Here is a 24597-nt window from a genome sequence, read left to right as displayed (position 1 = left end):
CATGCAACTTCCCACCATCCTCGGTTCCGCGATCAACCTCCTGCTGGGGCTCGCCTCCATCGCAGGCCTCGGCTCGCTGATTCTTGCGGGCTGGAGCCTGCGGCAGGAGGGGATCGGAGTGAACTTTGAAGTGGGCGGCAGCTTTCTCCGGTACATTCTCTGGGCGGGAATCTTCCTCACTCTTCCGGGAGTTTTCTCCTGGCTCAATGCAAATGGCGTGAGCGTGCAACAGGAGACCACGGGCGCACCGTCTGGTTACATGCAACAAATCGAAACGGTGATTGAGACATTTGTCACTGACATCGTTCTCACGCATCTGGTTCCGGTGCTTGCGGCAGTGCTCGTTCTGAAAGGCATTTTTGACGCAACAGAAGGACACATTCCGACGGGATCCATCATTGCCTGTCTGTTTCTTCTCGGCATCTATGGCATCTACAGCCATGCCACTCAGCAGTGGAATGACGTCTCCCCTTATGCCACGACCAACTTCCTGATGAATGTCTGGACCTGGGTTGCAACCAGCATCTGCCCCATTGCTGCAGGCCTTTCGATTGCAGGCGCGATATTTGCCTACGTGCATAATCAGCGATGGGTTCATTACGTGGGCAGTGCCCTCGCGTTGCTGAGCGTGACTGGTCTCTACGCGCTCGTGAAGAGCATGACGGGGGTCAATGTATGAGAACGCGCTGGCTCCACGTTTTGCTCTTTGCACTGCTTCTTTTCGCGACGATCGTTCTATTGCGGCTGCTACTGGGGACTGTCGCCGGCCTGGTTTTCGCCATCGCTGTTCTTTCTGCCAGGATTCTTTGGACTCTCTACCGCTGGACAGAAGCCGCCACGATTCTGCTCTGGGCATTCACCGGGGAACTGTCGGAACGCTTCGCGCAGGCGCGTCAGAGTCGCCTTGCCGCAAAGGAGGCGCGTCATGCAGCAAGGCTCCTTTGATAGCGCCATCCTGAACTTGACCAACTGGGTCGGCAACCAGGTTTTCGTGATCCTGGCTGGATTGATCCTGGCTGCGGGAATCTACCAGTATTCCAAAGGACGCGATGCGGACCGCTACTTCTATGGCGGACTTGCGTCTCTTCTGGTTTCTGGATTTCTTCGTCTTGCCGAGACGATGAGCCAGCAAGCATCCGGAGCGAACCAGTACTGGACCGCCATTCTCACGCTGACCAATTACGTCGGCAACGTCATTCTGCCCACCTATGCCGCGCTCGAAATTGTGAAGCTGATTCTCGGCTTCGGCGGCGTTTTCGAACGCCTCAACATCGGCGACGACTGGCTGCGGCATCTCTTCGCCGCCATGATGTCGCTCATGGTTTCGGGCATTCTCCGCGAATTCGAACACTTTGTCACTGCCTGATGAGAGGAGCTTTGCCATGCCGCTTCTGATGAGTCCGATTTCCCGCAATCTGCACGCGAAAATTACCTTTTTCTACCTCGAACTCGAGGATCTTCTGACCGTGCTGCTCTCGACCTCGGGATCGATGATCGTCGGCAATTTCCTTTTTCCCGACCGCGAAGTCTTTCACATCCCGATGAATTATTTCCTGCCACTGATGATCCTGGTCTTCGGCGTGCCTGGACTGATGCTCTTCAAGTACGGCAAGCCGCGATCATACTTGCAAGACCTCGTCCTTTGGTATGCCAGGCCACGCGCTTATTCCTGCGGCTCCCATGACAAGCATTTCACCGAGCCGTATCTGAGGGAGGACGACTAAGCCATGTTCGCGAAACCCAAAGATCGTGAGCCAGACGAGCCCGCAGTCTGTGAGTTGCTGCCCGTCCGGGACTATCTCGACAATCTGATAGTTCGCGACAACGGCGCCTTTGTGGCCGGCTTCCGCTTGCAGGGAGCGATGAGCTACTTCGCTGACGACGAGGGCCGTAATGACCGCAAACGCCATCTTGAGGCCCTTCTGCGCACGATCCCGGAAGAGAGCATGCGCGTGCAGTTCCGCTATGAAGTTGCCGAGGATCTCGGCGACCTGCTGGCGCGGTACCAGGACGAGACCCGAAGCTCGCGGGAGCCGGTGCTTGCGCTTGAACGGGAACGCATTGCGCAGTGGCGCGAAAAAGAAGAAGCGGGAACCTACCTTCGCCGCATGGCCCATGTGTATTTTCTCTGGGATCCCGTGAAGCACCATCAGGTGCTGGCGGCGGGCGGCAGCAACCCAGGCAGGCACAGCAGCGGCAGCCGCAGTCTTTCGACACGCACCCAGATCCAGAGAACACTCAAGGAGCATCTCGATCTCACCAACGAATACGAAAGCATTCTGAACGGAATTGAGTCGGCGCTGAGGAGTGGCGGTTTCGAGCCTACGCGGCTCACCGACCAAGATTTATTTCTTGAGACGAAGCGGGCGCAGGCGCCCCTCTGGCCTGACATCGCGCCCTTGAACCTCTACCCGATGTCGACCCGTTATGTGAGCCCGCGCGAGCAGGCTGCGATGGGCAATATCCTCAACCAGACGGAAACCTATATCAACGTGGATGGCCTGCTGTGGAGCACTGTCACTTTGCGCAACATGCCTGAGGCCACGTATCCAGGTATTCTTCGCGACCTCCTTACCTCTGGGATTCCGATGGTGATCTCGGTGCAGGTCACCATTCCCAACCAGGTCAAAGTCCTCGACCAGTACAAGAAGAAGCACAAGAAGATGCGCGCCTCTCAGCTCGATTCCAAAGGCAACCAGCGCATCGATGTTACGGCCCAGGTGGCGGAAGCCGAGCTCCTCCGGATCCAGCAGGAGATTATCGCCAGCTCCACCAAAACCGCAAAGCTCAGCCTGACCATTGCCCTCCGCACTTCAAGCCCAGCCTGCACGCAGTCGGAATACGAACTGGCCGAGCGAGAGATTCAGCGCCGCAGCCAGCAGGTCATGCACATCATCAGCCGGATGAATGGCGCTCGTGGATTTGCCGAGAACAAAGCCAAGCTTCGCCTCTATCTCACCACGTTGCCGGGCATGATGGACCAGGACAAGCGCGAGCATGATCTGCTCACGACTCACGCAGCGGACCTGATTCCGATCGAGATGCCCTGGGACGGCACGCCGCGGTCGCCGCTGATGCTTATCGAGACGCCCTACCGGCAACTCCTCCCATTTTCTCCCTTCGACGCCAATCTCTCCGACGCCAACATGATGATTGCCGCCGCCCCGGGCCACGGCAAGAGCGTGCTCATGGGTCACCTGCTCCTGCAGGCTGCGCGCCAGGACAATCTCGTTTCGATCCTCGAACGGGGAAACTCCTACCGCCCCATGGTCGAGTACATGGACGGGCAGATGATCACGGTGGCGCTTGATTCGAATACCACATTGAATCCTTGGGACCTCGAAGAAGGTCAAACCGAACCGAGCAAAGAGCAGATCGCTTTTCTGAAGAACCTTACCCGGTTCATGCTTGGTGATTCGCCCAGCGTCGACTCAGAACTGCTCGATATCGTGCTGCTCGACGCCATTCGCCGGACCTACGCCCGAACCTCCATGCGGCCGTCGAATCCCATCCCCGTCCTCTCCGATCTGCGGGACGAGCTTGAGTACTACCAGGATGAGAGTGAGCGAGTCGTCGCCGAGGCCAAGCTGGCTGCGACCAAGCTGCGCAGTTGGGTCGACGACGGCGTCTATGCCAATCTTTTCGACCGGCATACGACCCTGAAGCTGACCCAACCATGGGTCTACTTCAATATCGAACAGCTCAAAGATGATGCGCGGCTCGACCAGGCAATGAGCTTGCTGATTGCGCACGTCACGACGAAGCGCGCCGAGGGCAAGACCAGCCAGCGCAGCGTTACCGCACTCGAAGAGCTCTGGGACCTGTTGAAGTCCCCCCATCTCGGCCCAGTGGCGGAACAGCTCTGGCGCACAGCCCGGAAACGGAATGGCAGCGTCTGCGGCATTTCACAGGCTGTCGAGGACATCACCGGCGAGGTGACCGCTCCCAATCCTTTTGGGGCAGCCATCCTCAAGAGCACGACAACGCGCATCATCGGCCGGCAGGTGGGCGGCCTCGATGCTCTGCGCCACTTCCTCCATTTCAATGACACCACCATCAATGAAGTGCGGAAGCTGGGAATGGCCGAAAAGGGCAAACGGAGCGATTTCGTGGTCGCGATCGGAGACAAGGCGGAAACCACACACAGCTTCCGCGTCGTGCTGGCGCCGATCGAATACTGGCTGTTGACCACGTTCCCTCGCGAAAAGTGGTACCGCGCCTGGTGGCTGCGCAAGCATGAACATCTTTCGCTTCATGCTTGCTACGAGTTGCTGGCAAAGAAATACCCGCACGGCCTGGCGCAACTCGATCAGCTCCCCGAAGAGCGCTCGGGCGAGGTGTTCGAGGGGGTGGCAGCATGAATATGCATCCTCAACCTGCCATAAAGCTGATTGCCCGCGTAACGGAAGTGCTGTTATGCCTTGTGCTTTTGGTTCCTGTGCCGGCTCATGCCGGGATCTTCGACATCTTCAGCTCGATCGAATCGACGATCAACAAAGTCATCGGCGGTGCGCTCCAGGACATCCGGACAATTCAGTCTCAAGTCCAGACGATGTACAAGGAAGTGCTCTGGCCGGTCACGGCGATTCAACAGGCTCAATCCTTCGTCTCGCATACGATCCAGAGCTATCGCGGCTGGATGAATAGTGTCTATAGCCTTCAGATCGCCAGCGCGCAGTTGAGCAATCAGCAGCAATTCGAATCCCGATTCCTGAGCGGAAGCGCAGCCGGCTTTTCGCAGATGAGCACCGGCTACACGGCCACCTATGGGAGTCTCCCGACTGCCCAACAAGCGCCAGCAACACGCCTCCAGATCATGGACATAAATGACGCACTCGCGAAGGACGCACTCGCACAATCCATGGCCTCCGACCAGGCGAACCACCAGATGCTGGCGCTTGCGGACCAGATGGAGAGCGGAACCTCGACAGCTGCTCCGGGCACCGCTCCGTATCTCACGGCAAGCGCCTTGACAGCAACGCTTCAGACCCAGGCTTTTCAACTCAAGCTCATGGCCTCGCTATTGCGTGAGGAGTCGGCGCAGCTCGCACATCAGAACGCGCGACTCAAGCAATTGGTGACAGAACGGAATCAATTGAACCTGAACCTGCAGCAGATGCTGAACACACGGTAGAAGACATGACACGGCGCACATATCTATCGATCGCAGTCACTCTTACAGCACTCCTGCTGTGCGGCTTTTCAAGGCCCAAGCTCGTTGCAGCCGGAGTGACGGCTATTGTCCATGTTTATGAGCGTGTGACTGAGCGATTCACCGAAGCTTTTCGGCCACACCCAGTTTGCCCACTGAGCGAGGAGTGCATATGAATCAGACAATTAAATTCCCAACCTCTCTCGTCAGGACCACGTGTGCGAACCGGTCCTTCCTCGCTTGCGGTGGAGTGTGGCTTCTCATTGCTCTTATCTTTGCAGCCTGGCCGCGCCCGGCGCACGCGCAATTCGGTATCGATATCGCGGCCATTGAAGCGGGCCTGCAAGCCGTGCAAAAAGCTCTTGTGAACTCTGTCGGCACGCCGCTTCAGGACATCGGGAAGGTCGAAAAGGATTGGACGCAGTTCGAACAGACCATCATCTATTCGCAAACGGCAATCAATCAGGCCAAGAGCATAGTGACAAGCCTCGCGAGTCCCATGCAGCAGATGAACAGCGTCTTCTCGATGACCTATTCAAGCGCGCAGCTCCCAGGCCCTCAGCAACTCGAACAGCAATTGCTGTCACGCGATCCCAACCAGGTTTCCACTCTCGGAACAGCCTACCACCAGGTCTACGGCAACCTGCCTGCGAACACGCAGGCACCGCAGAATGTACTGAACTCCATCGATATCACTGACGCCGAAGCGCAGGACGGCTTCAAAAAAGCCATTGAGCTCGATGCTCTGGCGCAGCAGGAGCAGCAGGTCGCGGAACAACTCCAACAACAGATTCAACAGGCGGCACCAGGGTCGGCTCCAATCCTCGAAGCCGAAGCTGCGTCCTGGGTTGTGCGGGCGAATGCCTACACGCAATCGGCGATGGCGGAGCTGATGCGTGTCCGCAGCGCGGGTGCGGCCAATCAAAGCAGTACGCTCAAAAGCATCACCACCAACAACGTAAACACGAACCAGAACCTGCAGCAGATGCTGAATGTGCGGTAGGAAGCGATGAATCCGACGAATCAATATTTCTGGGTACAGCCGCTGCAGTCGGCACTCAACGGCATCAATTCGAGCAACCTTATGGAAGTCGTGTCGAGCGTTGGCTATGCGCTCCTCCTGCTGAGCTTCCTCTGGTCCGTATACGAGTCTTTCTTTCGTGGAGGAGATGTGCGCGGCTTCGCAGTCAGCCTCCTGAAGTATGGGACCATGACGCTGGTCATTCAACACTGGAGTCAAGTCTTTCAGGACGCAGTGAATGGGTTCAACAGCATCGCGACAACCATCATCCTGAATTCCGTCAATCAGGATCTCACCACCCGTTGGACCCAGCAGTTGCAGGCATACTACACCGCGCAGAATCCGAATGGGAGCATGAGCAACGGCCTTTCCGCACTCTCAACGATCGACAACGGCCTGGGAACTGCCCTCATCAATCTGTTTCTCACTCTGGTCGCAGTTGCGATCTGGCCCCTTTGTGTGGAGGTCTTTGCACTGGTGTATTCGCTCTGGGGATGTGTCCTCTATTGCATTGGCCCGCTGGTGCTGGGACTCATGCCGAGCATGGGCTTTAGCCGGATCACGAAGGCATACATTCAGAACCTGATCATCTGGAACATGTGGGTAGTCCTGATCGCCATCCTGTGGGCGATGTTGTGGGCCATGAACCTCACGTCCATCAGTACGATCCTGAATACCGATGGGCTGCTTGGTTACTTGCAGGGCGTCAATGCAACCCTGCTCGTATCTATCTCCACTCTGTTGCTTTCAATCTGCACCCTCCTGATTCCGTTTGTTGCCCGGCACATCTTGCACGGCGAATTCGGAGCAGTTGGCATGGCCGCGGCTTACATGGCGCAGCGTGCGTCGCGCGCGGTTGCCGCGCTTTTCAGCGGCGGCGCCGCAGCGGCAGCGTCGGCAGGGGCCAGCGGAACTGTCGGCATGGGCGGGATGATGACCGGCGGATACGGCGGCGGGCTGATGCCGGGCGGGTTCGGGGGCGGCTCCGGGGGAGTCTTCACGACAGAAGGTCCGATGCTGCCGGGGTCGGGAGGACCAGGGCGCTTTTCACTCCCGCCGTCAGAGACACCCCCTCCCGATGGGGGAACACGATACTTCCCGCGTGGGGGTGGCCCGCTGCTGCTACCACCACCCACCACAGCTTGAAGGAGGCATGACGCTATGCAGGAACGAACGCAAAGCAACGTTGCGCGAGATGAGATCTTCGATCTCAGGCGGAGCTACGTCCGCGATGGGATCATGCGCGCCTATGCGAACCGTTTCGGGCTCCTGGCTTTTCTCTGTGCCGGCATGGCCCTGATCTCACTTGGATTTGCGATCTACGTGCGCATGCAGCCGCCCACTCTTATCCGCACCACGCCGGACGGTGAATCCACTGTGATCAGCGGTCGGGCATTCTTTCACAAAGCGAAGCCAGCCGTGCTTGCGAACGCGCAAAGCTCACCGGAACCCATGGACTACGAGAAGGAGCGCATCGTTCGTGATTTTCTCGACGACTATCTGAACTATGACTATCGCAATATCGGCGACAGGTGGGCCGCAGCCCTGAACCTCACGACGCCTGATCTGAGCGGTCCCGCAGTCGACATTATCAAGAAGGAACACCGAATCGAGCAGGCGCGCGCCGCCCAGATGCGATCGACCTTCATGGTCCGCGAAGTGGAACAGTCAAAGCAGGATCCCATGACTTACACCGTCTTCGGCGTCCGCAATGTGTACCGGATGGATGGCACGCGGGAGATTGCCGAACAGATGGTGAACCGCTACGAGATCCGTCTCGCGCTTCTGGACCGCACGCCTCAGGTGCCTCGCGGCCTTCTGATTGCAAAGTACAGCGAAACCCAGTTGGACGGCGAAACGAAGCAGCCAACCTTCGCTGTCGACAGCGGACTGATCGATTCTCGCGAAACTTCCCGCGTGAGCGCAGCGGCGCAACCGTAATGGAGGTGGACGATGGAACAGCTTCGAGGCAGCAACGAGGATACGGCCACTTCAAAGGGGGAGGAGCCAACTAGTGACGAAAAAAAGACGCGCAAGTCCCGCAGAACTGCTTTTCCTGCTCCATCGCAGCGGTCGGCGCGCTTTTTTCTCGCTGCCGAGGGTTCCGGGCGTGACGGCTCGCCCCTCGTACTGGGTGAAGAGATTGCAACCGAAGACGAAGTCATGGTTGCGGCATTCAAGAAAGATATTCCGTTCTACCGCGTGGAGACATGGCGCGCGCGAATGGAAAAGAAAGGCAGGAACATGGTCCTCCGTAAACAAAGCTGACAAAGGTTTCTTGTAGAGAAGAGGCGAGTTTCAACTCTGTCCTCTTTTACAAGCGACCCGCGCTTTCCGAGCGCGGGAATTTGTCGCTGACCGGTGCTTCCGCACCTGGCCAGTCCCTGCTGGCCAGATCAGGACACCGGAGAACAGCACCTCTCCCCTGTTCCTCGTCCACGGCCAGTTTGATTCCACCGTGAACAGCGAATGAGGAGACACACCATGAAAAGAATGACGATGCTTGAGATGACACGTGACGGCAAAATCACCGAGCGGCTTCCGGAGAACAACTCCGAAGGCGTTCTTGACGGCACGTTGCTCCATGCACTTTATCCGAATATCCACGTGGCCATGGTCAGCCTGCCACAAGGGTTTCTCGACATCCACGAAGAATCGGGCTTCTCAGGGCAGTTCGATCTGATCGAACACAATGGGATCCGCTATCAGCTCGCAGGTGGATCGGGCTCGGTGAAGAACCGCAAGTACTATTTCGTCGACGAGGATCACAGAGATGTGATTGCCGAACGCTACCAGCGGTGGCCGGAAGCGCTCATCACCTACCTGGGCATCCTGGTCAGCCCCTGCAAGAAGATCGTGCAGAACAGCGTTGGGGTATTGGTTGTCCAGGACAAGACCTTCGGGACGAATGCAGATCGTGCCTGGTTCAGCAGTCGATATGGGAGCCAGTTCGGCATGTTGCCGCGCCGGTTCTACCAATTCCGTATGGCCTTTCTGGACCTCATGCAGGCCAAAGGAAGCGCCAAGATCATGGATGACAATGTCGCTGACTTTCTCGGTGCCGACATCATCCTGCCCATGAGCTGCATCAAGCCCGCCTCGGAAGCGGAAATTTCTGAAGAAGGCTTTCAGGTGCAGACCGATGTCACCTCCGGAATCCGTGAAACCTCACGGCTTCTGAATTTTGAATCCAGCAACACACTCATCATCCACGCTCCACGCGAGTCCGTGCAGCTTGAGATTATTCCCGAAGCTCGCACGAAGATTCGCAAGGTGACTGACGCGTTCGCAACACGGAATCACCCCGCACTTGTGGAATTGCTGGGACGCAGTGTCCCTGACGATTCCGACAATGAGGAGGAGGCAACGGAGAACGCGCAGGAAAGGATGCTCGAAGCTATTTTGCTGGCGGATGGAAGCGGCGAGATCACTCGCCACCCTTATATCCACCAGCAGCTCAATAAACGGCTGGCTCACTGGGCCTACAAGACGCTGACCGCGGGAGGACTGGAGTTGCCTGCGTTTGCTCTGGCAGACGACGGCTACCTCTTTCTTGACAACGGACAGCTACGTTGTGGGTCTGACTGGCTGCCGCTCGATACAGCCATTACTGCGGTCTCCGCTCCTTACGGGCTCTGTGTCCGCTACCCGATTCGCATGCGCGAGGATCTGCTTCCCATGATCCACATGCACGCCGATCAGGTGGCCGAAGAACTGGTCAGGCGCGAGGGCATCGATCCCATCGAGGCGCATCGGATCGCTCGCGATCAGATCTGCCTCCAGGGTGTTTATGTCCTCAACTCGGAAACCGCAAAACGCAATGGCGGTGATTTCGATTTCGATCTTGTCTGCGTCGTCGATGGAGACAAGTACGAACGTTTCGTCGCCTGGCGCTTCAACATCACGGAGCGCCCTGCAATCGAAAAAGACAAGAGCGAGAAGACGCATTCGCCGTGGTTCAACTTCGAGGACACGGCCATCGAGGCGGGAGGCAATCAGATTGGACGCATTACCAATCTGAAAATTTCCTGCACCGCTGCAGGACGTGATGACCTGGAGTACGAACTCACGAAGGAGTTGCAGAACGAGATCGACTCGCTCAAGTGGGGCACACGCGCCAACATGAAGCGCGTGCGCGAGATCGAAAAAGAAGTTCCGGCGGCGCCGTGGCTCGACCTCAAATGGGCGGAGAAAATCAGCGATTTTCCCGATCATCTTGAGGTGTTGCCCACCGATGTCATCGGCAACATGTACAACGAGCTTCGCCCCGATATGAAGGCGATGCTCGCCGACCCCCTGCCCATCAAGTACTTCAAGGGACTGATCAAGGGCATCCCGCTCACCCGCAACATGATCCGGGAAGTGCGCTTTATCGGCTCGATCTACGGTGCTACGCACAGGGAACAGATAGACAAGGTCGAAAAAGCAAAGCTTCGTCTCGCCGAAGTACAAAAGCGCTACGACGAGGTGAAGGCCGCGACCGATGCCGAGCTGGCTCAGCTTGGAATCAGCGGTAAACCCTCCAAAGGCAAGGTCAGCGCGCAGGTCGCGGAGAGGTGGTCACAGCTCTGGGACAAGCGCGAAAAGGCCTATGACCGCTTGCGAGAGGCAAGGCTGAAACAACAGGACGCGATCGAAAAATATCGCTCGAAAGCGTCGCAGATCGCAAAAGTCATTCGCGACTGGGGAAATGGGAAGGCAGAAAACCGCCGCGCCTGGGCTGTGGCAGCACATCAATCCGCCTGCCGTGGCACAGGTAAGGGGTCGGTTCTCTTTTTGGCGTTCCCGCAGGAAGCAGTAGACATGATCGCAGAACGCACCGGAGGCATTCGCACGGAAGTATTTCAGCCTGCGAATGCCGGTGTCGTCGTAATCGAAAACGACCGTCTGTATGAGGTCACAGAAAAAGGCCGCCGCAAGTTTGTGCTGCGCTACGAGCGGGCTACACAGACGGTGCACTGGCGGTAATTAACCCAAACAACCGGAACGGGAGAGCGCACGAAACGCAGGACCTGCTCTCCCTTTCGGGGAAGCGCAGGAATTTCGTTCATGGCGCTCTCGAGGAGGAGGAAAGATGAAGATGCCGTGGACGAGAAAGCAACCGATGTTTCAGGTCCGGTCGATGCAAATGGCCGAGCCTGTAATTTTCGACCTTGTGGTGCGCCGCACCCCATCCGGGTACGAGCAGCAGTGGAGGGTCGATCGTATGTCGCTGGCTTCGGCGGGCGCAGTGGCTTTGGCGGAAGAGCTGGCCAACGCGCTTCCTGAAATCATGCGGCGGGCCAACCGGACGGCCCCCAGCCGCCCGGAGGTCATTCACCTGAAGATGGGCATGTACTAGGCGAAAGGCATGACCCTTCTTCGCAATCGCTGGCCGCGGAAGACTCCCCGTCTTCCGCAGCCGGCAGGAGGTGCAGTCGTTATGAGATGCCGAAGCTTCGCGATGGCGACCTTTCTGTTCAGTGCCGGCGCCTTTGCCCAAAAACAACCTGTCACGGAAGTCCATACAGCGCTCAATCATGTCACGGTGATCGAACTTCCCGAAACCATCACCAGGGCCGCAGCCGGGAGCGATTCTTTTGAAATTACGAGGCATGGCAACCAGGCTTTTATTGAGCCCTATCGTGCAGGCGTATCCACAAATCTATTACTCGAAACTGCCCACAGCGAAACCATGTACGAGCTTGAGGCTCCCGGGGAGGTCAAAGATATGGATGTTCTCATCGTTTCGAAACCGCATGTCGAGTTGTCGCCCGCAGCCGCAGCGGCAGTCCACGATTCGGAAGTGCAGAAGATCGCCGACATGGTGATGAGTAAAACGCTCATGCAGACGCAGCATATCTCGCAGCGCGACTTCCAACCTGCTAAAAACGGAGTGAGCGTTCAGATCGAGGACGTTGTCTATGGCAAAGACTCACTGTATGTGCGATATCAGCTTATCAACGACAGTAAAACGCCGTACCGGCTGTCCGAGCCCAGCGTGGAAACTATCCGGCCGGCACAGCCTGCGGTCTCCCTCCGCTCATTCCTCTATACGCAGCTGAGTGAGAAATCTCTGCTGCGCCTCGGCCCAGGACAGACGACTGGTGTGCCAGTGGCCCGCTCGGAAATTGCGGACAGGGATATTGCTCCAGGCACTGTCGGCTCCGGCGTCATCGCCGTCCGGTTATCCGGCGCCAGCCCCCAGGTATATCGGCTGATATTTGGCAATGACGGCGCGCATGCAGTCGTCGCATCCGCGGTACTCTGATGGTTTCCCGGGAGCAGATACGCGCGGAATTGGTGGCTGCGTACAAGCGGCGCAAGGAAGATGGCTTCCTGCAGCTTCTGTTGCGAGGCACGAGCGACCCCATCAAGCCGCTGACGGAGAAGAAACGCCGCCGCTTTCATCCGATCCTCATCACGGCGTTGCTCCTGCTCAGTCTTTGTCTGGGAATTTCGCTGCTCCTGTCGAGGTGAAACCATGCCTCCCACGTCTTCCCGCTCTTCCATGCGCGATCCGAATCAGGAAGCCCTGTTCCTGATCGGCATTCTCTGTCTTCTTACGCTGCTCAGCGTCTACTACCTACTTTATGCGCGGCTCCATCTTTATCGCAATCAGTTGATCGAGCTTACGGTTTACCTGACATCCGGCTGCCTCTGCGCCTGGGATGTCATCCGCTACGTCGCGACCTTTGCGCGGACCAAGGAAGAAACCTGGCCGCATCCGGCGATGTATATCGAACGGTGCCATGACGTGCGCGAGATGGAGAAGGCGCACGCGCGCAACTGCGTTCTCCTCGGCTATGATCTCGACGGTAAGCCATGGCTATGGTCCGACGAATCGCGCGTCATGCAGGCCAACAGCTTCGGCATGACCGGGGCTGGCAAATCGACCTTGTTGTCGAGCATTATCGAACAGGATCTGGTGCGCCTCACCGGTCCTGCGGGGAGCAGGCACAAGGTCCCTCTGATCATCATCGACGGAAAGGGAGAGAAATCCTTCCTCGATGACTTTCTCATCCCTGCAGTTGCCGCTGCTGGCCGTCTTCAGGACCTCGACATCATCGCGCCCTCGCGACCGGAGATCAGCGCGCGCTTCAACCCGTTCGTCGCCATGGCCCAGAACTATCAGGACCACGTGAACTTCATCTTCGAATCGTTCGACCTGAAGACCGATTTCTTTTATACCCACCAGAAAACCTATCTGAGCGATGTTGTCCGCATCCTGTATTACACCGGCAAGCGGTACAACATCTACGACATCCTGGTGATGATTTACGATCAGTCGGTTCTCAAGGAGCAGGCACAGATTGCGCAGCGCCGCATGGCCACTCTGTCAGGAGTGAGCAGGCAACAAAAGCTGAATTTCGAGATGAGTGTGCGCAGTCTCGTGGAGTCGTTCAATGATCCCAAGCGCGTGCAGATGGTCCGCGGTTTGATCAACAATATGATGACATTCCTCGAAGACCGGCTCTCGATCATCACCGGTCCCTATGAGGATCTTGTTTCGATCGAGGAAAGCATCGAATGCAAACGGATCCTTGCCATTTCACTCAACACCAGCGCAAACGATGAAACCACCACCGCTCTCGGCCGCATGATTCTCCAGAACCTTCAGATGGTCATTGGAGAACGTTACGAGCAGAGTAGCCGCGATATATACATGCCGTTTGTATCCGTGACCATGGATGAGTTTGCGCCCATCGCTTACTACAACTTCGCTACGATCATCCACACGGCGCGCGGGTCGAACACAGCATTCAACTTCTCGATGCAAAGCTCTCCGCAGATGCTCGAGGTTGGACGAGGCTTCCAGCGAAACATTGTGAGCGCGCCGAACACCACGTTCATGATGCTGACCCGCGATAAGGACACTTGCGATAACTTTATCGAAGCTTCGTCGCGTGTGAAGCAACTCCGGCGCAGCCGTAGTGTGCGCAAGGTGGGCGTCCTCAATCCGAAGTACCGCGACGAGGGTGTCGGAACGGAAACTGAGATCAAGGACACGCGCTCGCAGGAAGAGCACATCAAGAACATGCCGGTCGGACAGATGGAGTTTCTGACGAGTGATCGCACTTTCGGCACTGTTCACGGCCATCTGCATGTCCGCTCACCGTTCTACGATCACCTGGCCAGCGTGAAGTCGATTGTGTTTCCGCGTTACACAGCTCGCTACAACACGGAGATCGGCGCCAACCTGCGATTTTCAGATGTGGAACTTGAGGCCAAACGTCAGCGCGGCATGCGCACCTCGCGGAGGCACATGTGAAACTCCTTCGATTCATCGCTCTCGTGCTCGCGTTCAGTTCGATCCTTGCGCACAACACATGCGCACAGGAAAAGCAGACGAATACACAGACCGCACAACAAGCTCCACAGGAGTCCGACAAAACAGGTGCGCAACGTCATTACGATCCGCTTGCCGGCCGGCAGCATCTGCGCGGCAGTCTGTGGGATAACGCACTCAACAGCATCAATCCGGAGAACAGGGACTATGGCGAGTGTGTCAGCGAGTGGAGGCGTATCGCCGCAATGGCTACCATCGAGAATTTTGTCTTCTGGGTAGCAATACTCATGTCGGCATCACTTCTCTTGTCTCTCTTCTTCAACTATTGGCTTGTCCATGATCGCGGGCGGCGCCTGCATATCAGCGTAGAGATTCTCGCTCAGATATCAAACGCTTATATTGATGCGCGCGACCATGCACTTGACGCCATCGAGCGCCATAACAAGCTGGCGGACGACTACAACGTATTGGCCGAGAAAATGGCTACGCTCGAGAAACAGAAAACTGAAAACGCGAAACGAACCAAAACTACAAATGAGAGCGCCGACCCGGAGACTGCCCAACCCGCACTTGATGAGAGTTCGCGGACTGCGGACGATGCGGCGGCGGATACGCGTCTCAGGACTCCGTCTCCACTGGAAACCGAGACGCAGGTGCGTCAGCGGTTTGCGAACCAGATCAACGCCTTGCAGGAAAAGAATAAGAACCTGCGCAACTCCTTGAATGAAGCGCTTGCACAGCTTGAGCAAGCCACGCAGCAACATGGCTCAGCGCGGAGAGGATGAAGATGGAATTGACCGTGCAAATTCTCAGCTTCGGGTCGGCATGGTGGGTGCGCCCGGGACGCGATGAAATGGATTCCGACCGTTATACAAGCCATGCCGCGTACTTTAACTCAACCGGCATTGTCGTCGGCAGCAAAATCCACACCGCGGGGCCGGTACAAGGGCTGGTGCGGTTCAATGCGACAAGCGGTCTCGATCCCCATCACACCTTGGCCAACGTAGGCCGAATCTTTCGTTCCAATCCCATGGAGCGGTATCGTGATACGAACCGGCTGTTGTTTCTTGGGGCGGCCGCCCGCGAGACATCCGCCACACACTTTCTCGTGTGTCTGAACAACGTTCTGCACGGCATGATTCGATATCGCAACTTGCTCAATCAGGGGGACGTGCAACTGATTGCACTGAGCCGCTACCGCGGCAAACAGGAAGGTCTTCTCCTGTTGGCACGGGATGCTCGCATTTCGACCACAAACGGAATCTGGGCCGTTGTGCAAAATGCCGTCGCTACACCAAAGCTTATGTTACTCGCCGAAGAGGAATCTCAAACACATGCGATATAAGAGAGGCTCTGTCGCCCTGAGTGATGCATTCGACTTTCCGCTACTGTTGCATGTCCGCAACGCGCGCTGCATCGGCCGGGAACAAATGCGCGAATTACTTGGCATGGAGGTGTCGCACCTCGCGCAAAGACGACTCGCGTGGCGAATGGATAGGCTTGTGACTGCGGGTTATCTCGACGTTCTTGAAGAGCGCATCCAGGGAGACAGGATTTACAACATTACGCGGAAAGGTCTCCGGTATCTCGAAATGCGCGGGCAAGGACTGATTTCCATTCACTCATCAATGGAGAAACTTTTCGATCCCGTCGCCGTGATGCATGCGCTCGATCTTGTCACGATCCGCCTCACGCTGCAACGGAGCGGGCTGCTCAATACGTGGTTCAGCGAAGCAGAAATCAGCTCGGAGAACATCGAGACAGGAAATGGATACGCCAAAGATTATGACGCCGTTGCCAGCCTGCGCGTACAGAACAGTGTGCTGAATTACGGAATCGAATATGAACGCACCACGAAAGCTCATCACCGCTACCGCGAGTTGCGTGACCGGATGCTGGTTGAGAATCGCCTGCACGGCATACTCTATTTCATTCGCGACACGCCTCGAGATACTAGACGCCTGTTTACAGTTGCAGCCGAACTCGCAAATGCACACGCCGGAATCTTGTTCTGTGACGCTGAAAGTTTTTTTGAACGCGGCCTTGATGCAATCTTTCTTCAAAGCGTCGTTGAGCCCGGAGCGACTCTTAAGGAAATGCTTGAACAGCGGCGAAACGGCCTCAGACTTTGACCTGCATTGCCTGTTTCTTTGTCTTCTATAGCGTTCTATTGCCATCGCCTTTGTCTTCGATTGCCTTCCCCTTTGCGTTCGCATCCGCCCTTTGAGTCGTTATTGCGCTGATTTTCAGCTCAATAACGATTGCAGTTTCAGCAGCTTGGGCGCTGACTATCCCTTCATTTGATGTTTTTTGGATGAGGTTTCCGAATTTCTGTCTCTCCCTCCGGAACTCGGCCGGCGCTCGTATCTGCTGGGCCAGGACGCGCCATTCCGCCGACGCCGAGCTGACGGTTGCCGACAACTGGTGCAGTGGGGCCTGAGCCCGTAGCCGGGCAGAACCTATTACGCACGAGTTCGCCTGTACCGGGCTGCCTGTTGTCTGCACAATTACAGCTCCCATCTAGCCAGGCTCACCCTACTCCAGAAGTTGCGCTCCTCTTTTGCATCGCCTCTACACCGGCTGCTTGCACGCCTGTGCAACCTAGCGCTTTGTTGATGCTGTGCTTCACAGCACTGTGCTCTTGATTTTAGCTGCACCGACAGGATGCACCCACCATTGCCGAAAAACAGGGAGGTCAAAATGATTGTCATCGATCATGTACAGAAGAGACTTCTCGACGCAGGAATGCTCTGCACTGCGCAGAAAACTCTGCCTCACTGCGTTCAGTTGCGCCTTGCAAACGGAGCGATCGTGAACATCTACGGCACCGGCAAAATCCTGGTGCAGGGCAAGAACATAGATGAGGTCCGTCGGATCCTCGGACTGATGCCCTGATCAATGCGGGTACCGCACCGAAGCTACGAAGCCAGCACTGAAGGTTTCTCACACACCTGTCTCTCTCAGAACTACTCAATCCTGTCTCACGCTAAGGAGCACCTATGCTTTCCGAGCCAGCGTTCTATTTCAGCACACCGGATATTCCTGTTCAGACACTGCTTTCGCTAAGAGCCCAGGTAGAGCGGATTCGCAGTTCGTACGCAAACGCTCTGGCTGAACTGGATGAAATGCGCGGCGGCTCCCGCTCCCGCCTCTTCGGACCCAAACTCGCCTCCAGTGCAGCGCTTCTCATATCCGAGCTCACAGCCATCATGCATTCCTTCGGTGTGAATTCGGAGCTCAGTGCCGAGCATGCGGCGCTCTCCCGCAGCATAGAGAAACTGGTCGAAGAGTTATCGGCGGTGGAGGACATCCTGCGTCCCGGGCAGGCTATTGCCGGCGGCACCAAGGCGCTGAATATGTTCCGGAGGATCAGCGACGATTTTCGCAGTCCGCTTTCTATTCTCGATTTTTTGATTGCCGAACGCGAGCGTACGTCCAATCGACGGTCACGAGGGTCGCGACGCAAACCCAAAGAAGAGAAACCACTCGCCTGACCGCCCCCTCTCCGATCTCGAGTTGCGATCTGCCTGCTCACCCGTATCGTTCGAAATTGCGAACCGCCCCGGCTGGCCACCAATTTCGAATTCACCAGCTGGTCGCATTCGTCATCACGGAGGTTCTCCATGACTGTTGTCGAAAGGCTAGACGATCCCACGGATTGTGATCGGTGTGGCCGTGAGCTTTTAGCGGGCGAGATCGTTGCCGTCGATCATGTTCCGGTTCCTATCTATGGCGACGAAATTGATTGGGTGCCGGTGATCACGGATTGTGCGCGGTGCGCTGAAATACCGATTGGATTCCAACCCGGATGGAACCTCTACTGTGTCGCTGAAGGGAACATCTTGCAGTTTGCGGAAGAGAGCGGTGAGGATACCGCTGCGAGATCGTTCGGAAGCGCCGAGATAACAGCTGCGCTCCACACAATCGCCCGCATCAGGCACTATTTGCTTTGCCGTTCGCTGTCAAGGCATTCCAAGTTGTCCCCCCGCCGAAGCTCTATACGACACGCCTGAATTGCGTTGAATATTCACCACGACTGATTCCGCCCAGCGCCCTGCGTCCATGCCCACTCGCGGTCGTGCATCTCTCGGCCGTCCTCTGTCCAAATGTCCATGCCGATTCTCAGTCCTTCACTCTAAGGAGAACTCTGCCGTGTCTGAATCATCTATTGTCTTGATCGAAGATTGGGGCATCACCACGCACCCATACTATCCAGACTCCGAACCATGTTTGCGTGGCATAGTCACGGGCCATCCACGCTTTCTCGATGGCGATGTCATTACCTCAACCTCTCCCATCCGGGAACTCCGCGCTCGCCATGTCGTCACGCGCTCCGGGACCGTTTACCAGCTAGGCAGGCCCGATCCGAACGCGGTGAGCGCCGCCTTCGCGATTCGGCGTGAGTTCGCCTACCTTGTCCTTTTGCTTTGCTTCATTTCCTTGCAGGGTCCAGGCATGCCGCCCGCAGCTCCTCCTTATCCGGCAGAGCCCACCGTGACAGCCCCGGTGCTGGCGTTCGCCGCTTCTTCCCGCAATGGAAGGAAACCTCCAATCCAGTGATGGAAGACTGGTCCTACGCGCCGAGAGCCACCAGCTAAGTTTCCTTGCTTTGTCCCGCTGCTTCCACCCGTGTCTTTTCACTCTGGCCGAAAATTCGACCGGATTTTGCTTTCGGGTTATAGATCGATCACTTCACAGGCGCGTGAGCAACGCTCGCGGCCTCGGCCACGTGCTCAACCCCATCCTCCAGGAGGAGTCCATGACATTCTTTGCATCGTTCCACCCGAACTCGATCCGACGCATGCAGGATGTGTTATCTCCACTCGCATTCCGCCTGCTTCGCCGTCTCACCCTGTGCCTCTTCAGCACCTTAGTCTTCGGTGCGCTGCTCGCTCACTACGCGTTACCGTCGATCGCCCGCTTATGCGCGATGGGTGAACCGGCAGGACTGGCGGAAGTCGCTCTCCTATATATATGGTTCCGCAGCCTCGCTGATATGTGGCGTTACGCCGCCTGGGATCTTTTCCATCTGACCGCTACTCGGCGCAATCGGGAAAAGCTTTCTGTTCAATCTGTTACAACAAACGGCCCGGAAATTTGACCGAGTTTTCATTCCGGGTTACAACAACGCCACTCGAGGGAGAGATGCCCATGTGCCAAATTGTGGAACACGACGATCTGTGGCAGCCTCCCAAGCACCGAGTACCGGTACTGGAGGTCAGTGAAGAGAACATCGCTGACTTCTGGAATCTCTTTGTAAATCGTCGGGCCTACACCCGCCAGTCGAATCGACCATCCACGAAGAGCGGTAAGTTCTTCTACTATCCGCCGAAAGCTAGCCGCGCCAAAGATGCGCCTCGTCTGCCGCTGGACCGGCCTGCGGTCCGCCGGCACCTGGCCGGATGGCAGACGATCGGTCTGTACGCCGTCCAGCCTGAAACACAGAAGTCGAAGTGGGTTGCTATCGATGCCGATTATGGGCGCGCCCATTACGATCTCAAGAACCTTAAAGAGGAACTGCGCGAAGACGGCGTCGAAGCACTCGAAGAAGCCTCGCGGCGCGGCGGTCATCTCTGGATTTTCGGCCGTGAACCGCTGCCGGCACGCGAGTGCAAGATTTATATCTACAATCTCGCCCTGCGTTTGGGCGTTCCCATCAAACGTTCTGCGGACGAGGACGGCATCGAAGTGTTTCCTCGCCAGGAAGAACTGGCTCCCGGAAAGTTCGGCCACCAGATTCGCGGCCCGTTGGGAGTACATCGCGCCACGCTCAAGCGGTACTGGTTCTATGGCGCCGACCAGACGCTCGACGACCAGCTAGCCTTTCTTAAATCTGCGAAAAAGCTGACCGCGGAAGAATTGCACCGGTTTACAGCTGGTATGCAGCTGCCCGAAGAGTTCACGCGGCCTAAGGTCACTGCGGCGGAAATCAACTATCGGTCAAACGGGAATGAGTTTCGCATCCTCGACTACGTGACGATCACGGAGAAAGAAGGCTCCGACTACCGTGCACCGTGTCCGTCCTGCGGGCCGGCGAATGATCCCAGAGGCCACCACCTTGCGGTTTCGATCGCCGAGCCCTGGAAATACCGGTGCTGGTATGGATGCACGAAAGAGATGATTCGGGGGGCAGTGGGCTGCCCCATTCCTGACAAAACGCAAGGAGGCCACTATGCGCTTCGCAGATCGTGAGTCGCAGATACACCAAATCATCCATCCGGCAGCAGCACTGAAGCATCTGCCGGCAGACCATGTTCCCTCATTGGGCCCTTGGCCTGAGTCCCAGTGTTCGACACAACGGCTCATCAAGCAGGCGAGCCGGTCGCAATCCCGCAAGTGGAGGCAATATGCCACATCCGAAGAAGGAGGACCTGATCGCGCGCCGCGGTCTGACGTTTCCTGAGCGGACCCGGAACTATCTCCGGCAGGTTGGCATCTGGAGCGATGCGAATCTGTCGGTCGAAGAGCAGAGATGGTTGATACCTGCCGCGTGGCGCATTCGTGGCACGGAGTCCGGCGGCGCGGTCGCAGAAATCGGCCGCTATGTCGGGTTTTGCCGCGAAGACGGCAGTTCCCTGTCCTGGATGCAGCGTGTGCAGAATTTCATGCCCAACGGCGTGCATGCCATCGTTCTTGCTGAAGAGCCCCTGGTGCGTTTGGATATATACCGCTATCAGACCTCGTACGACCTTCTGATCACACGGCACCGGCTTCATCAAGAACCGGGGCAAACCCGCCCCAGGCTCTGGAATGAGACTTTGTTTTTCGCGCGGTATGGCGTGATCGATTGGGAACTGTGGGGCAAGGACAAGAAATATCGTGGTGCCGTTGCTCCACGATTTATGGGCAGAAATGGAAGCGAGTTGCTACTGCCAGAGCAGTTTCGCTTATCCGTCTTCAAGATGGTCGAAGGTGTGACGACGCTCGGATGCCGCCAACCCTGCCTGCTCGAAGCGCCGCAACCAGTTGTCATGACGTAACCCCCGCCGTAGCGCGGAGAATGCGGCACACCGCCTTATACCCAAAGGCGTCCGCCCGCCGTGTGCGCAATCGATCTCGGGAGGTATTCGATGGATATTCGCGCGCTCTGCGCACAGGCCATGGTTCCTGTAGAGCTTGGAGGCCGGGACCAATGGGGGCATGTGTATGAGGCTGACGAGCTCCGCTTCGGGTTTGCGTTTGAGCAGCATGTTCTGTGCTTTCGCCATCGCACCTGCGAAGGGTCAAGCGGATGGTTCATCCACGTGCGGGGGCCTGGGGTGGAAGGGTCCTCTTTGGTTTTCACGCGCATCACTGAAGCCGATGTCGCCCAGATACTGATGCTCTATACCGGTCGTAGCCAACGCAAACCGCCGCGCACTGCGCCCCCGACGACTCGTGCCAACCAGCAGTTCTCGCTGTTCGGTTCCTGATGCCTCGATCAACCTTCCACACTAAGGAGGAAGTTCCAAATGGCCATCTCTGCCGCCCGCCGTCAAAGGCTCGAACGAGCCTGCGAGATCATCCATGACCGCGCATTCAATCCCCGCAAATATGAGCTGCCTCCGTTGCCACCTTCACCCCCTCTGGCGCCTGCCGAGCCGCTGCACTCACGGAAGGAATGGTTGGAAGAGCGCTTCCGCTCAGGAGTGCAAAAGGAGTTCGCGCGCCTCGGATTGAAGTGAATGGACGGCCAGGCCATTCACGGACGCGCATCGACTCAGGAGCTCGCCGCACTTTCCTCTCTTCATCGCCAACCCTTGCCTGTACCGCCAGCCCCACGTTGCATCAAAATGCATTTCCTTGCCACCCACGACAGGAGGTAGCCATGCCCATTTATGGCGTGACCCACAATCAGGACGGATCTGCCATCCTGCGCCGTTCCGTCACCACGAAGCTCGCCATCGGATTGCCGCCCAACGACAAGGACGGCCAACCCAAAATGCTCGACCATTTTGTCTTTCAGAAGAAAGTGCAACGCGGCACGGGCAAGCGGCTGGAAGTTGTCTGGGAAATCGATGAAGAGAAGACCAGGCACTATGGCCGTAACTGCCGCGCCGTCGACATCATTTTGCTTGATCAAGACCTCGAACGCATCTTTCGCACCGAATACGCATGGTGGTCAGAGTCCCAGAAGGAATGCTGGGGAGATGGTGATACCGCAACTCGTCGCACGCGAGAAAATCCGCACGGGGAGCCGTGGGAGCCCTGCGCCAATGACAACTGCCCTGACCTGTTTGATGACCGGTGCCGTCCTTCCGGCGATCTGTACTTCCTGCTGGCCGACTATCCCACACTAGGTACGATCGCCAAGCTCCACACTTCGAGTTATCAGTCCATCCGTGAAATCTACGCGGCACTCGAGGATATCCGCGGCTATGCGAATGGACAAATGCGCGGACTGCGGCTGAAGCTCTTCGTCCGTGCGGAACGAAATGTTTACCGCGACGATCAGGGCAATCTCAGAAATGGGATGAAGCACGTACTCGGATTGGAGCTAACTGCAAATCATGTGCAGCAACTCACCACGCGGTCGCTCTCGGCCGCGGAATCCTTCCGTCCGATCGACCTCCAGCTTGGAGGCAGGCCCCTGGCCATCGAGGATCCAGAGAGCGAGCAGGCGGCCGCGCTCAAGTCGGAGTTCTATCCGGCTTCAAACATTCGGCGCGCTTCTGGAGAAGAAAGCCGCAACGGCTCGAAACCATCGGAGACAGTCCTGTCGCCACTTCGGAAGAAGGTCGAGGCTGCATTCGATGATCTCAACGCGACCACGGCGCAGCGGGGCGCGTTGCTGGATCAGTACCGCCATGATCTCGCCGGCCTGCTGAAGCATCTCGAAGGGAAAATCGCGCGGAAGAATCACAACGGAAATTCCCAGGTTTCCCTACCAGAGCAGACGGCAAGGTCGAACGGGAACTCTAACCAGGCACGGCCAACGTCGGCTTGTTCACCGGCGAGGAGGGCAGGATGACACCCTCTCCTCTCGTGCAGATCCAGCCTCTCTCACAGTCGAGCTTCGAGCAGATGGCCTGCGAGTATGGTTACCGCGCAGTCCACGTCCATCATGTGGACCGCGCAGGCACCCTCTGGGCCGATCTCTCGCTCGAAGCCCATCGCGTACTGTCCGAGTACATCGAGCATCTGGTCGAGACGCGCCAGGCCACCGACTACGAATACTTCGACGCGCTCATCGAAGCCGTGCGGCCAGAGATCCTTGAGGAACTCGAACGCGTTCGCGACACCCTCGTCGTCGATCCGGACAAGGTCCTTGGAACCGAGCAGTATATTGGTCTCGACAAGGACTTCTCGCTGGTAGTCATGGAGCACGTTGCACACGGCCACCGCACCGGAGGCGATCCGCGCATCGAGTATGAAGGCACCCTCGATCTCGTTCTCCTCGATACGCCCGCTGAAGCGGAGATCCCAGACTGGAAGAACCACTTCTATGTCGCCGCGCCGGATACATTTCAGGCGAAGCTCTACTCTTTGCTTCTGTTTTGCGCATTGCCCAGCCTTGAGACGATTCATTTCCGCCTTGAATACCTGCGATGGGGCGCTACCCGGTCAATCACGTTCACGCGAAAGGACGTGCCTCGCCTCAAGCGCATGGCCACCGTCGCGCGCAACCGGCAACGCAGGATTATCGCAATGGAGAAGGAACCGAGGCCGACTCCGCACAAGGGATGTATCTACTGCCCACTCTTGCTGAACGGCTGTCCCATCGACAAAGGGAATCCTTATGCGCGGCTGAGCGGCGAGGATCGTCTCCGCTTGCAGGTCTATCTCGACGCGGCGCAAAAGGTGAATCAGCCGCTCTTGAAAGAGTGGGCCCAGCGCCAGCCGATCTCGACGCGTGATGCAAACGGCGCGACCTATACCGCGTCCTTTGTGCCTCGCAAACGCACGCGCTATGCACTCGATTCGGCACTTCCCGTTGTCGATAGTTGGGATCGGAATCACCCTGAAGATCCGTTGCGACCGCGCCTCATCATCGGGGCGTCCGAGCTCAACGAGCTTGCCAAAGCCCGGGAAAAGAGACCCGATCTCGCTGCCTCTCTCAGCGCGGTGGCCGAGGTCACACCGTACACGGAATTTCAGATCACGGTGGAGGCCGCGAAAACGGGCACCAAGCGGCAGACACGCGCGTCGCGCCGCCGCCGGAATTGATGTCTCCTA

Annotated in this window: 28 protein-coding genes; all 28 read left to right on the top strand. The window is 57.3% G+C overall.

The window, feature by feature from the left end; all coding sequences use genetic code 11:
- The first annotated feature begins 1 nt into the window (after position 1).
- Entirely contained in the window at positions 2 to 679 is a 678-nt protein-coding gene (locus tag AC5S16_RS14640; RefSeq protein WP_493930823.1) for a hypothetical protein, read from the top strand.
- Positions 676 to 945, top strand: coding sequence for a hypothetical protein (locus AC5S16_RS14635; protein WP_493930822.1), 270 nt, complete (start codon positions 676 to 678; stop codon positions 943 to 945). The genes AC5S16_RS14640 and AC5S16_RS14635 overlap by 4 nt, the downstream gene beginning before the upstream one ends.
- Positions 926 to 1366, top strand: a complete 441-nt coding sequence (locus AC5S16_RS14630) for a hypothetical protein (RefSeq protein WP_493930821.1) — start codon at positions 926 to 928, stop codon at positions 1364 to 1366. Before AC5S16_RS14635 ends, AC5S16_RS14630 begins: the two co-directional genes overlap by 20 nt.
- Positions 1367 to 1382: 16 nt before the next feature.
- On the top strand, positions 1383 to 1724 hold the full coding sequence (locus tag AC5S16_RS14625; protein ID WP_493930820.1) for a hypothetical protein: 342 nt from the start codon (positions 1383 to 1385) through the stop codon (positions 1722 to 1724).
- A gap of 3 nt (positions 1725 to 1727) precedes the next feature.
- Entirely contained in the window at positions 1728 to 4361 is a 2634-nt protein-coding gene (locus AC5S16_RS14620; protein WP_493930819.1) for a VirB4 family type IV secretion system protein, read from the top strand.
- On the top strand, positions 4358 to 5134 hold the full coding sequence (locus AC5S16_RS14615; protein WP_493930818.1) for a hypothetical protein: 777 nt from the start codon (positions 4358 to 4360) through the stop codon (positions 5132 to 5134). Before AC5S16_RS14620 ends, AC5S16_RS14615 begins: the two co-directional genes overlap by 4 nt.
- A gap of 190 nt (positions 5135 to 5324) precedes the next feature.
- Positions 5325 to 6155, top strand: coding sequence for a hypothetical protein (locus AC5S16_RS14610; protein WP_493930817.1), 831 nt, complete (start codon positions 5325 to 5327; stop codon positions 6153 to 6155).
- A gap of 6 nt (positions 6156 to 6161) precedes the next feature.
- The gene (locus tag AC5S16_RS14605) at positions 6162 to 7319 is read left to right on the top strand and encodes a hypothetical protein (RefSeq protein ID WP_493930816.1); all 1158 of its coding nucleotides are present in this window, start codon (positions 6162 to 6164) and stop codon (positions 7317 to 7319) included.
- Positions 7320 to 7334: 15 nt separating this feature from the next.
- Positions 7335 to 8114 carry a hypothetical protein gene (locus AC5S16_RS14600; RefSeq protein WP_493930815.1) on the top strand — a complete coding sequence of 260 codons (780 nt, stop codon included), beginning with the start codon at positions 7335 to 7337 and terminating at the stop codon, positions 8112 to 8114.
- A gap of 12 nt (positions 8115 to 8126) precedes the next feature.
- A complete protein-coding gene (locus tag AC5S16_RS14595; RefSeq protein WP_493930814.1) occupies positions 8127 to 8441 on the top strand; it encodes a hypothetical protein in 315 nt (104 codons plus the stop codon).
- Between the two features lie 216 nt (positions 8442 to 8657).
- Complete coding sequence (locus AC5S16_RS14590) at positions 8658 to 11141, top strand: hypothetical protein (protein WP_493930813.1); 2484 nt, start codon at positions 8658 to 8660, stop codon at positions 11139 to 11141.
- Between the two features lie 112 nt (positions 11142 to 11253).
- A complete protein-coding gene (locus AC5S16_RS14585) occupies positions 11254 to 11514 on the top strand; it encodes a hypothetical protein (RefSeq protein ID WP_493930812.1) in 261 nt (86 codons plus the stop codon).
- A gap of 102 nt (positions 11515 to 11616) precedes the next feature.
- Positions 11617 to 12423, top strand: a complete 807-nt coding sequence (locus AC5S16_RS14580) for a hypothetical protein (protein WP_493930811.1) — start codon at positions 11617 to 11619, stop codon at positions 12421 to 12423.
- A 32-nt stretch (positions 12424 to 12455) separates the two neighbouring features.
- The gene (locus tag AC5S16_RS14575; protein ID WP_493930810.1) at positions 12456 to 12632 is read left to right on the top strand and encodes a hypothetical protein; all 177 of its coding nucleotides are present in this window, start codon (positions 12456 to 12458) and stop codon (positions 12630 to 12632) included.
- A gap of 4 nt (positions 12633 to 12636) precedes the next feature.
- On the top strand, positions 12637 to 14424 hold the full coding sequence (locus tag AC5S16_RS14570; RefSeq protein ID WP_493930809.1) for a type IV secretory system conjugative DNA transfer family protein: 1788 nt from the start codon (positions 12637 to 12639) through the stop codon (positions 14422 to 14424).
- Positions 14421 to 15227 carry a hypothetical protein gene (locus AC5S16_RS14565; RefSeq protein WP_493930808.1) on the top strand — a complete coding sequence of 269 codons (807 nt, stop codon included), beginning with the start codon at positions 14421 to 14423 and terminating at the stop codon, positions 15225 to 15227. The genes AC5S16_RS14570 and AC5S16_RS14565 overlap by 4 nt, the downstream gene beginning before the upstream one ends.
- Positions 15228 to 15229: 2 nt before the next feature.
- Entirely contained in the window at positions 15230 to 15787 is a 558-nt protein-coding gene (locus tag AC5S16_RS14560; RefSeq protein ID WP_493930807.1) for a hypothetical protein, read from the top strand.
- Positions 15777 to 16574: a hypothetical protein gene (locus AC5S16_RS14555; protein WP_493930806.1), complete on the top strand. Its 798-nt coding sequence runs from the start codon at positions 15777 to 15779 to the stop codon at positions 16572 to 16574. Before AC5S16_RS14560 ends, AC5S16_RS14555 begins: the two co-directional genes overlap by 11 nt.
- 568 nt (positions 16575 to 17142) lie before the next feature.
- The gene (locus AC5S16_RS14550; protein WP_493930805.1) at positions 17143 to 17337 is read left to right on the top strand and encodes a hypothetical protein; all 195 of its coding nucleotides are present in this window, start codon (positions 17143 to 17145) and stop codon (positions 17335 to 17337) included.
- 104 nt (positions 17338 to 17441) lie between these two features.
- On the top strand, positions 17442 to 17936 hold the full coding sequence (locus tag AC5S16_RS14545) for a hypothetical protein (RefSeq protein WP_493930804.1): 495 nt from the start codon (positions 17442 to 17444) through the stop codon (positions 17934 to 17936).
- A gap of 658 nt (positions 17937 to 18594) precedes the next feature.
- The gene (locus tag AC5S16_RS14540) at positions 18595 to 19002 is read left to right on the top strand and encodes a hypothetical protein (protein ID WP_493930803.1); all 408 of its coding nucleotides are present in this window, start codon (positions 18595 to 18597) and stop codon (positions 19000 to 19002) included.
- Positions 19003 to 19201: 199 nt separating this feature from the next.
- On the top strand, positions 19202 to 19543 hold the full coding sequence (locus tag AC5S16_RS14535) for a hypothetical protein (RefSeq protein ID WP_493930802.1): 342 nt from the start codon (positions 19202 to 19204) through the stop codon (positions 19541 to 19543).
- A 50-nt stretch (positions 19544 to 19593) separates the two neighbouring features.
- Positions 19594 to 20634 carry a TOTE conflict system archaeo-eukaryotic primase domain-containing protein gene (locus AC5S16_RS14530; protein ID WP_493930801.1) on the top strand — a complete coding sequence of 347 codons (1041 nt, stop codon included), beginning with the start codon at positions 19594 to 19596 and terminating at the stop codon, positions 20632 to 20634.
- A gap of 155 nt (positions 20635 to 20789) precedes the next feature.
- Positions 20790 to 21422: a hypothetical protein gene (locus AC5S16_RS14525; RefSeq protein WP_493930800.1), complete on the top strand. Its 633-nt coding sequence runs from the start codon at positions 20790 to 20792 to the stop codon at positions 21420 to 21422.
- A gap of 90 nt (positions 21423 to 21512) precedes the next feature.
- Positions 21513 to 21854, top strand: a complete 342-nt coding sequence (locus AC5S16_RS14520) for a hypothetical protein (protein WP_493930799.1) — start codon at positions 21513 to 21515, stop codon at positions 21852 to 21854.
- 39 nt (positions 21855 to 21893) lie between these two features.
- Positions 21894 to 22106, top strand: coding sequence for a hypothetical protein (locus AC5S16_RS14515; protein WP_493930798.1), 213 nt, complete (start codon positions 21894 to 21896; stop codon positions 22104 to 22106).
- Positions 22107 to 22249: 143 nt separating this feature from the next.
- Positions 22250 to 23392 (top strand): recombination directionality factor, encoded by a 1143-nt coding sequence (locus AC5S16_RS14510; protein ID WP_493930797.1) that lies wholly within the window; start codon positions 22250 to 22252, stop codon positions 23390 to 23392.
- Positions 23389 to 24588 (top strand): PD-(D/E)XK nuclease family protein, encoded by a 1200-nt coding sequence (locus tag AC5S16_RS14505; RefSeq protein WP_493930796.1) that lies wholly within the window; start codon positions 23389 to 23391, stop codon positions 24586 to 24588. Before AC5S16_RS14510 ends, AC5S16_RS14505 begins: the two co-directional genes overlap by 4 nt.
- Positions 24589 to 24597 lie beyond the last annotated feature (9 nt).

It is taken from the genome of Acidobacterium sp. FHG110202_01, from assembly GCF_059115305.1.
Note: the sequence above shows the minus strand (reverse complement) of the source record. Positions and strands in the feature narration are given on the sequence as shown.

What these genes read in the sequence shown, in the direction of transcription:
- AC5S16_RS14590 (WP_493930813.1), top strand. Translation starts at nt 8,658, where the DNA reads ATGAAAAGAATGACGATGCTTGAGATGACACGTGACGGCAAAATCACC.
- AC5S16_RS14530 (WP_493930801.1), top strand. Translation starts at nt 19,594, where the DNA reads ATGTGCCAAATTGTGGAACACGACGATCTGTGGCAGCCTCCCAAGCAC.
- AC5S16_RS14625 (WP_493930820.1), top strand. Translation starts at nt 1,383, where the DNA reads ATGCCGCTTCTGATGAGTCCGATTTCCCGCAATCTGCACGCGAAAATT.
- AC5S16_RS14560 (WP_493930807.1), top strand. Translation starts at nt 15,230, where the DNA reads ATGGAATTGACCGTGCAAATTCTCAGCTTCGGGTCGGCATGGTGGGTG.
- AC5S16_RS14535 (WP_493930802.1), top strand. Translation starts at nt 19,202, where the DNA reads ATGACATTCTTTGCATCGTTCCACCCGAACTCGATCCGACGCATGCAG.
- AC5S16_RS14585 (WP_493930812.1), top strand. Translation starts at nt 11,254, where the DNA reads ATGCCGTGGACGAGAAAGCAACCGATGTTTCAGGTCCGGTCGATGCAA.
- AC5S16_RS14515 (WP_493930798.1), top strand. Translation starts at nt 21,894, where the DNA reads ATGGCCATCTCTGCCGCCCGCCGTCAAAGGCTCGAACGAGCCTGCGAG.
- AC5S16_RS14595 (WP_493930814.1), top strand. Translation starts at nt 8,127, where the DNA reads ATGGAACAGCTTCGAGGCAGCAACGAGGATACGGCCACTTCAAAGGGG.
- AC5S16_RS14580 (WP_493930811.1), top strand. Translation starts at nt 11,617, where the DNA reads ATGGCGACCTTTCTGTTCAGTGCCGGCGCCTTTGCCCAAAAACAACCT.
- AC5S16_RS14605 (WP_493930816.1), top strand. Translation starts at nt 6,162, where the DNA reads ATGAATCCGACGAATCAATATTTCTGGGTACAGCCGCTGCAGTCGGCA.
- AC5S16_RS14620 (WP_493930819.1), top strand. Translation starts at nt 1,728, where the DNA reads ATGTTCGCGAAACCCAAAGATCGTGAGCCAGACGAGCCCGCAGTCTGT.
- AC5S16_RS14505 (WP_493930796.1), top strand. Translation starts at nt 23,389, where the DNA reads ATGACACCCTCTCCTCTCGTGCAGATCCAGCCTCTCTCACAGTCGAGC.
- AC5S16_RS14520 (WP_493930799.1), top strand. Translation starts at nt 21,513, where the DNA reads ATGGATATTCGCGCGCTCTGCGCACAGGCCATGGTTCCTGTAGAGCTT.
- AC5S16_RS14510 (WP_493930797.1), top strand. Translation starts at nt 22,250, where the DNA reads ATGCCCATTTATGGCGTGACCCACAATCAGGACGGATCTGCCATCCTG.
- AC5S16_RS14635 (WP_493930822.1), top strand. Translation starts at nt 676, where the DNA reads ATGAGAACGCGCTGGCTCCACGTTTTGCTCTTTGCACTGCTTCTTTTC.
- AC5S16_RS14570 (WP_493930809.1), top strand. Translation starts at nt 12,637, where the DNA reads ATGCCTCCCACGTCTTCCCGCTCTTCCATGCGCGATCCGAATCAGGAA.
- AC5S16_RS14630 (WP_493930821.1), top strand. Translation starts at nt 926, where the DNA reads ATGCAGCAAGGCTCCTTTGATAGCGCCATCCTGAACTTGACCAACTGG.
- AC5S16_RS14600 (WP_493930815.1), top strand. Translation starts at nt 7,335, where the DNA reads ATGCAGGAACGAACGCAAAGCAACGTTGCGCGAGATGAGATCTTCGAT.
- AC5S16_RS14615 (WP_493930818.1), top strand. Translation starts at nt 4,358, where the DNA reads ATGAATATGCATCCTCAACCTGCCATAAAGCTGATTGCCCGCGTAACG.
- AC5S16_RS14610 (WP_493930817.1), top strand. Translation starts at nt 5,325, where the DNA reads ATGAATCAGACAATTAAATTCCCAACCTCTCTCGTCAGGACCACGTGT.
- AC5S16_RS14545 (WP_493930804.1), top strand. Translation starts at nt 17,442, where the DNA reads ATGCTTTCCGAGCCAGCGTTCTATTTCAGCACACCGGATATTCCTGTT.
- AC5S16_RS14640 (WP_493930823.1), top strand. Translation starts at nt 2, where the DNA reads ATGCAACTTCCCACCATCCTCGGTTCCGCGATCAACCTCCTGCTGGGG.
- AC5S16_RS14525 (WP_493930800.1), top strand. Translation starts at nt 20,790, where the DNA reads ATGCCACATCCGAAGAAGGAGGACCTGATCGCGCGCCGCGGTCTGACG.
- AC5S16_RS14550 (WP_493930805.1), top strand. Translation starts at nt 17,143, where the DNA reads ATGATTGTCATCGATCATGTACAGAAGAGACTTCTCGACGCAGGAATG.
- AC5S16_RS14555 (WP_493930806.1), top strand. Translation starts at nt 15,777, where the DNA reads ATGCGATATAAGAGAGGCTCTGTCGCCCTGAGTGATGCATTCGACTTT.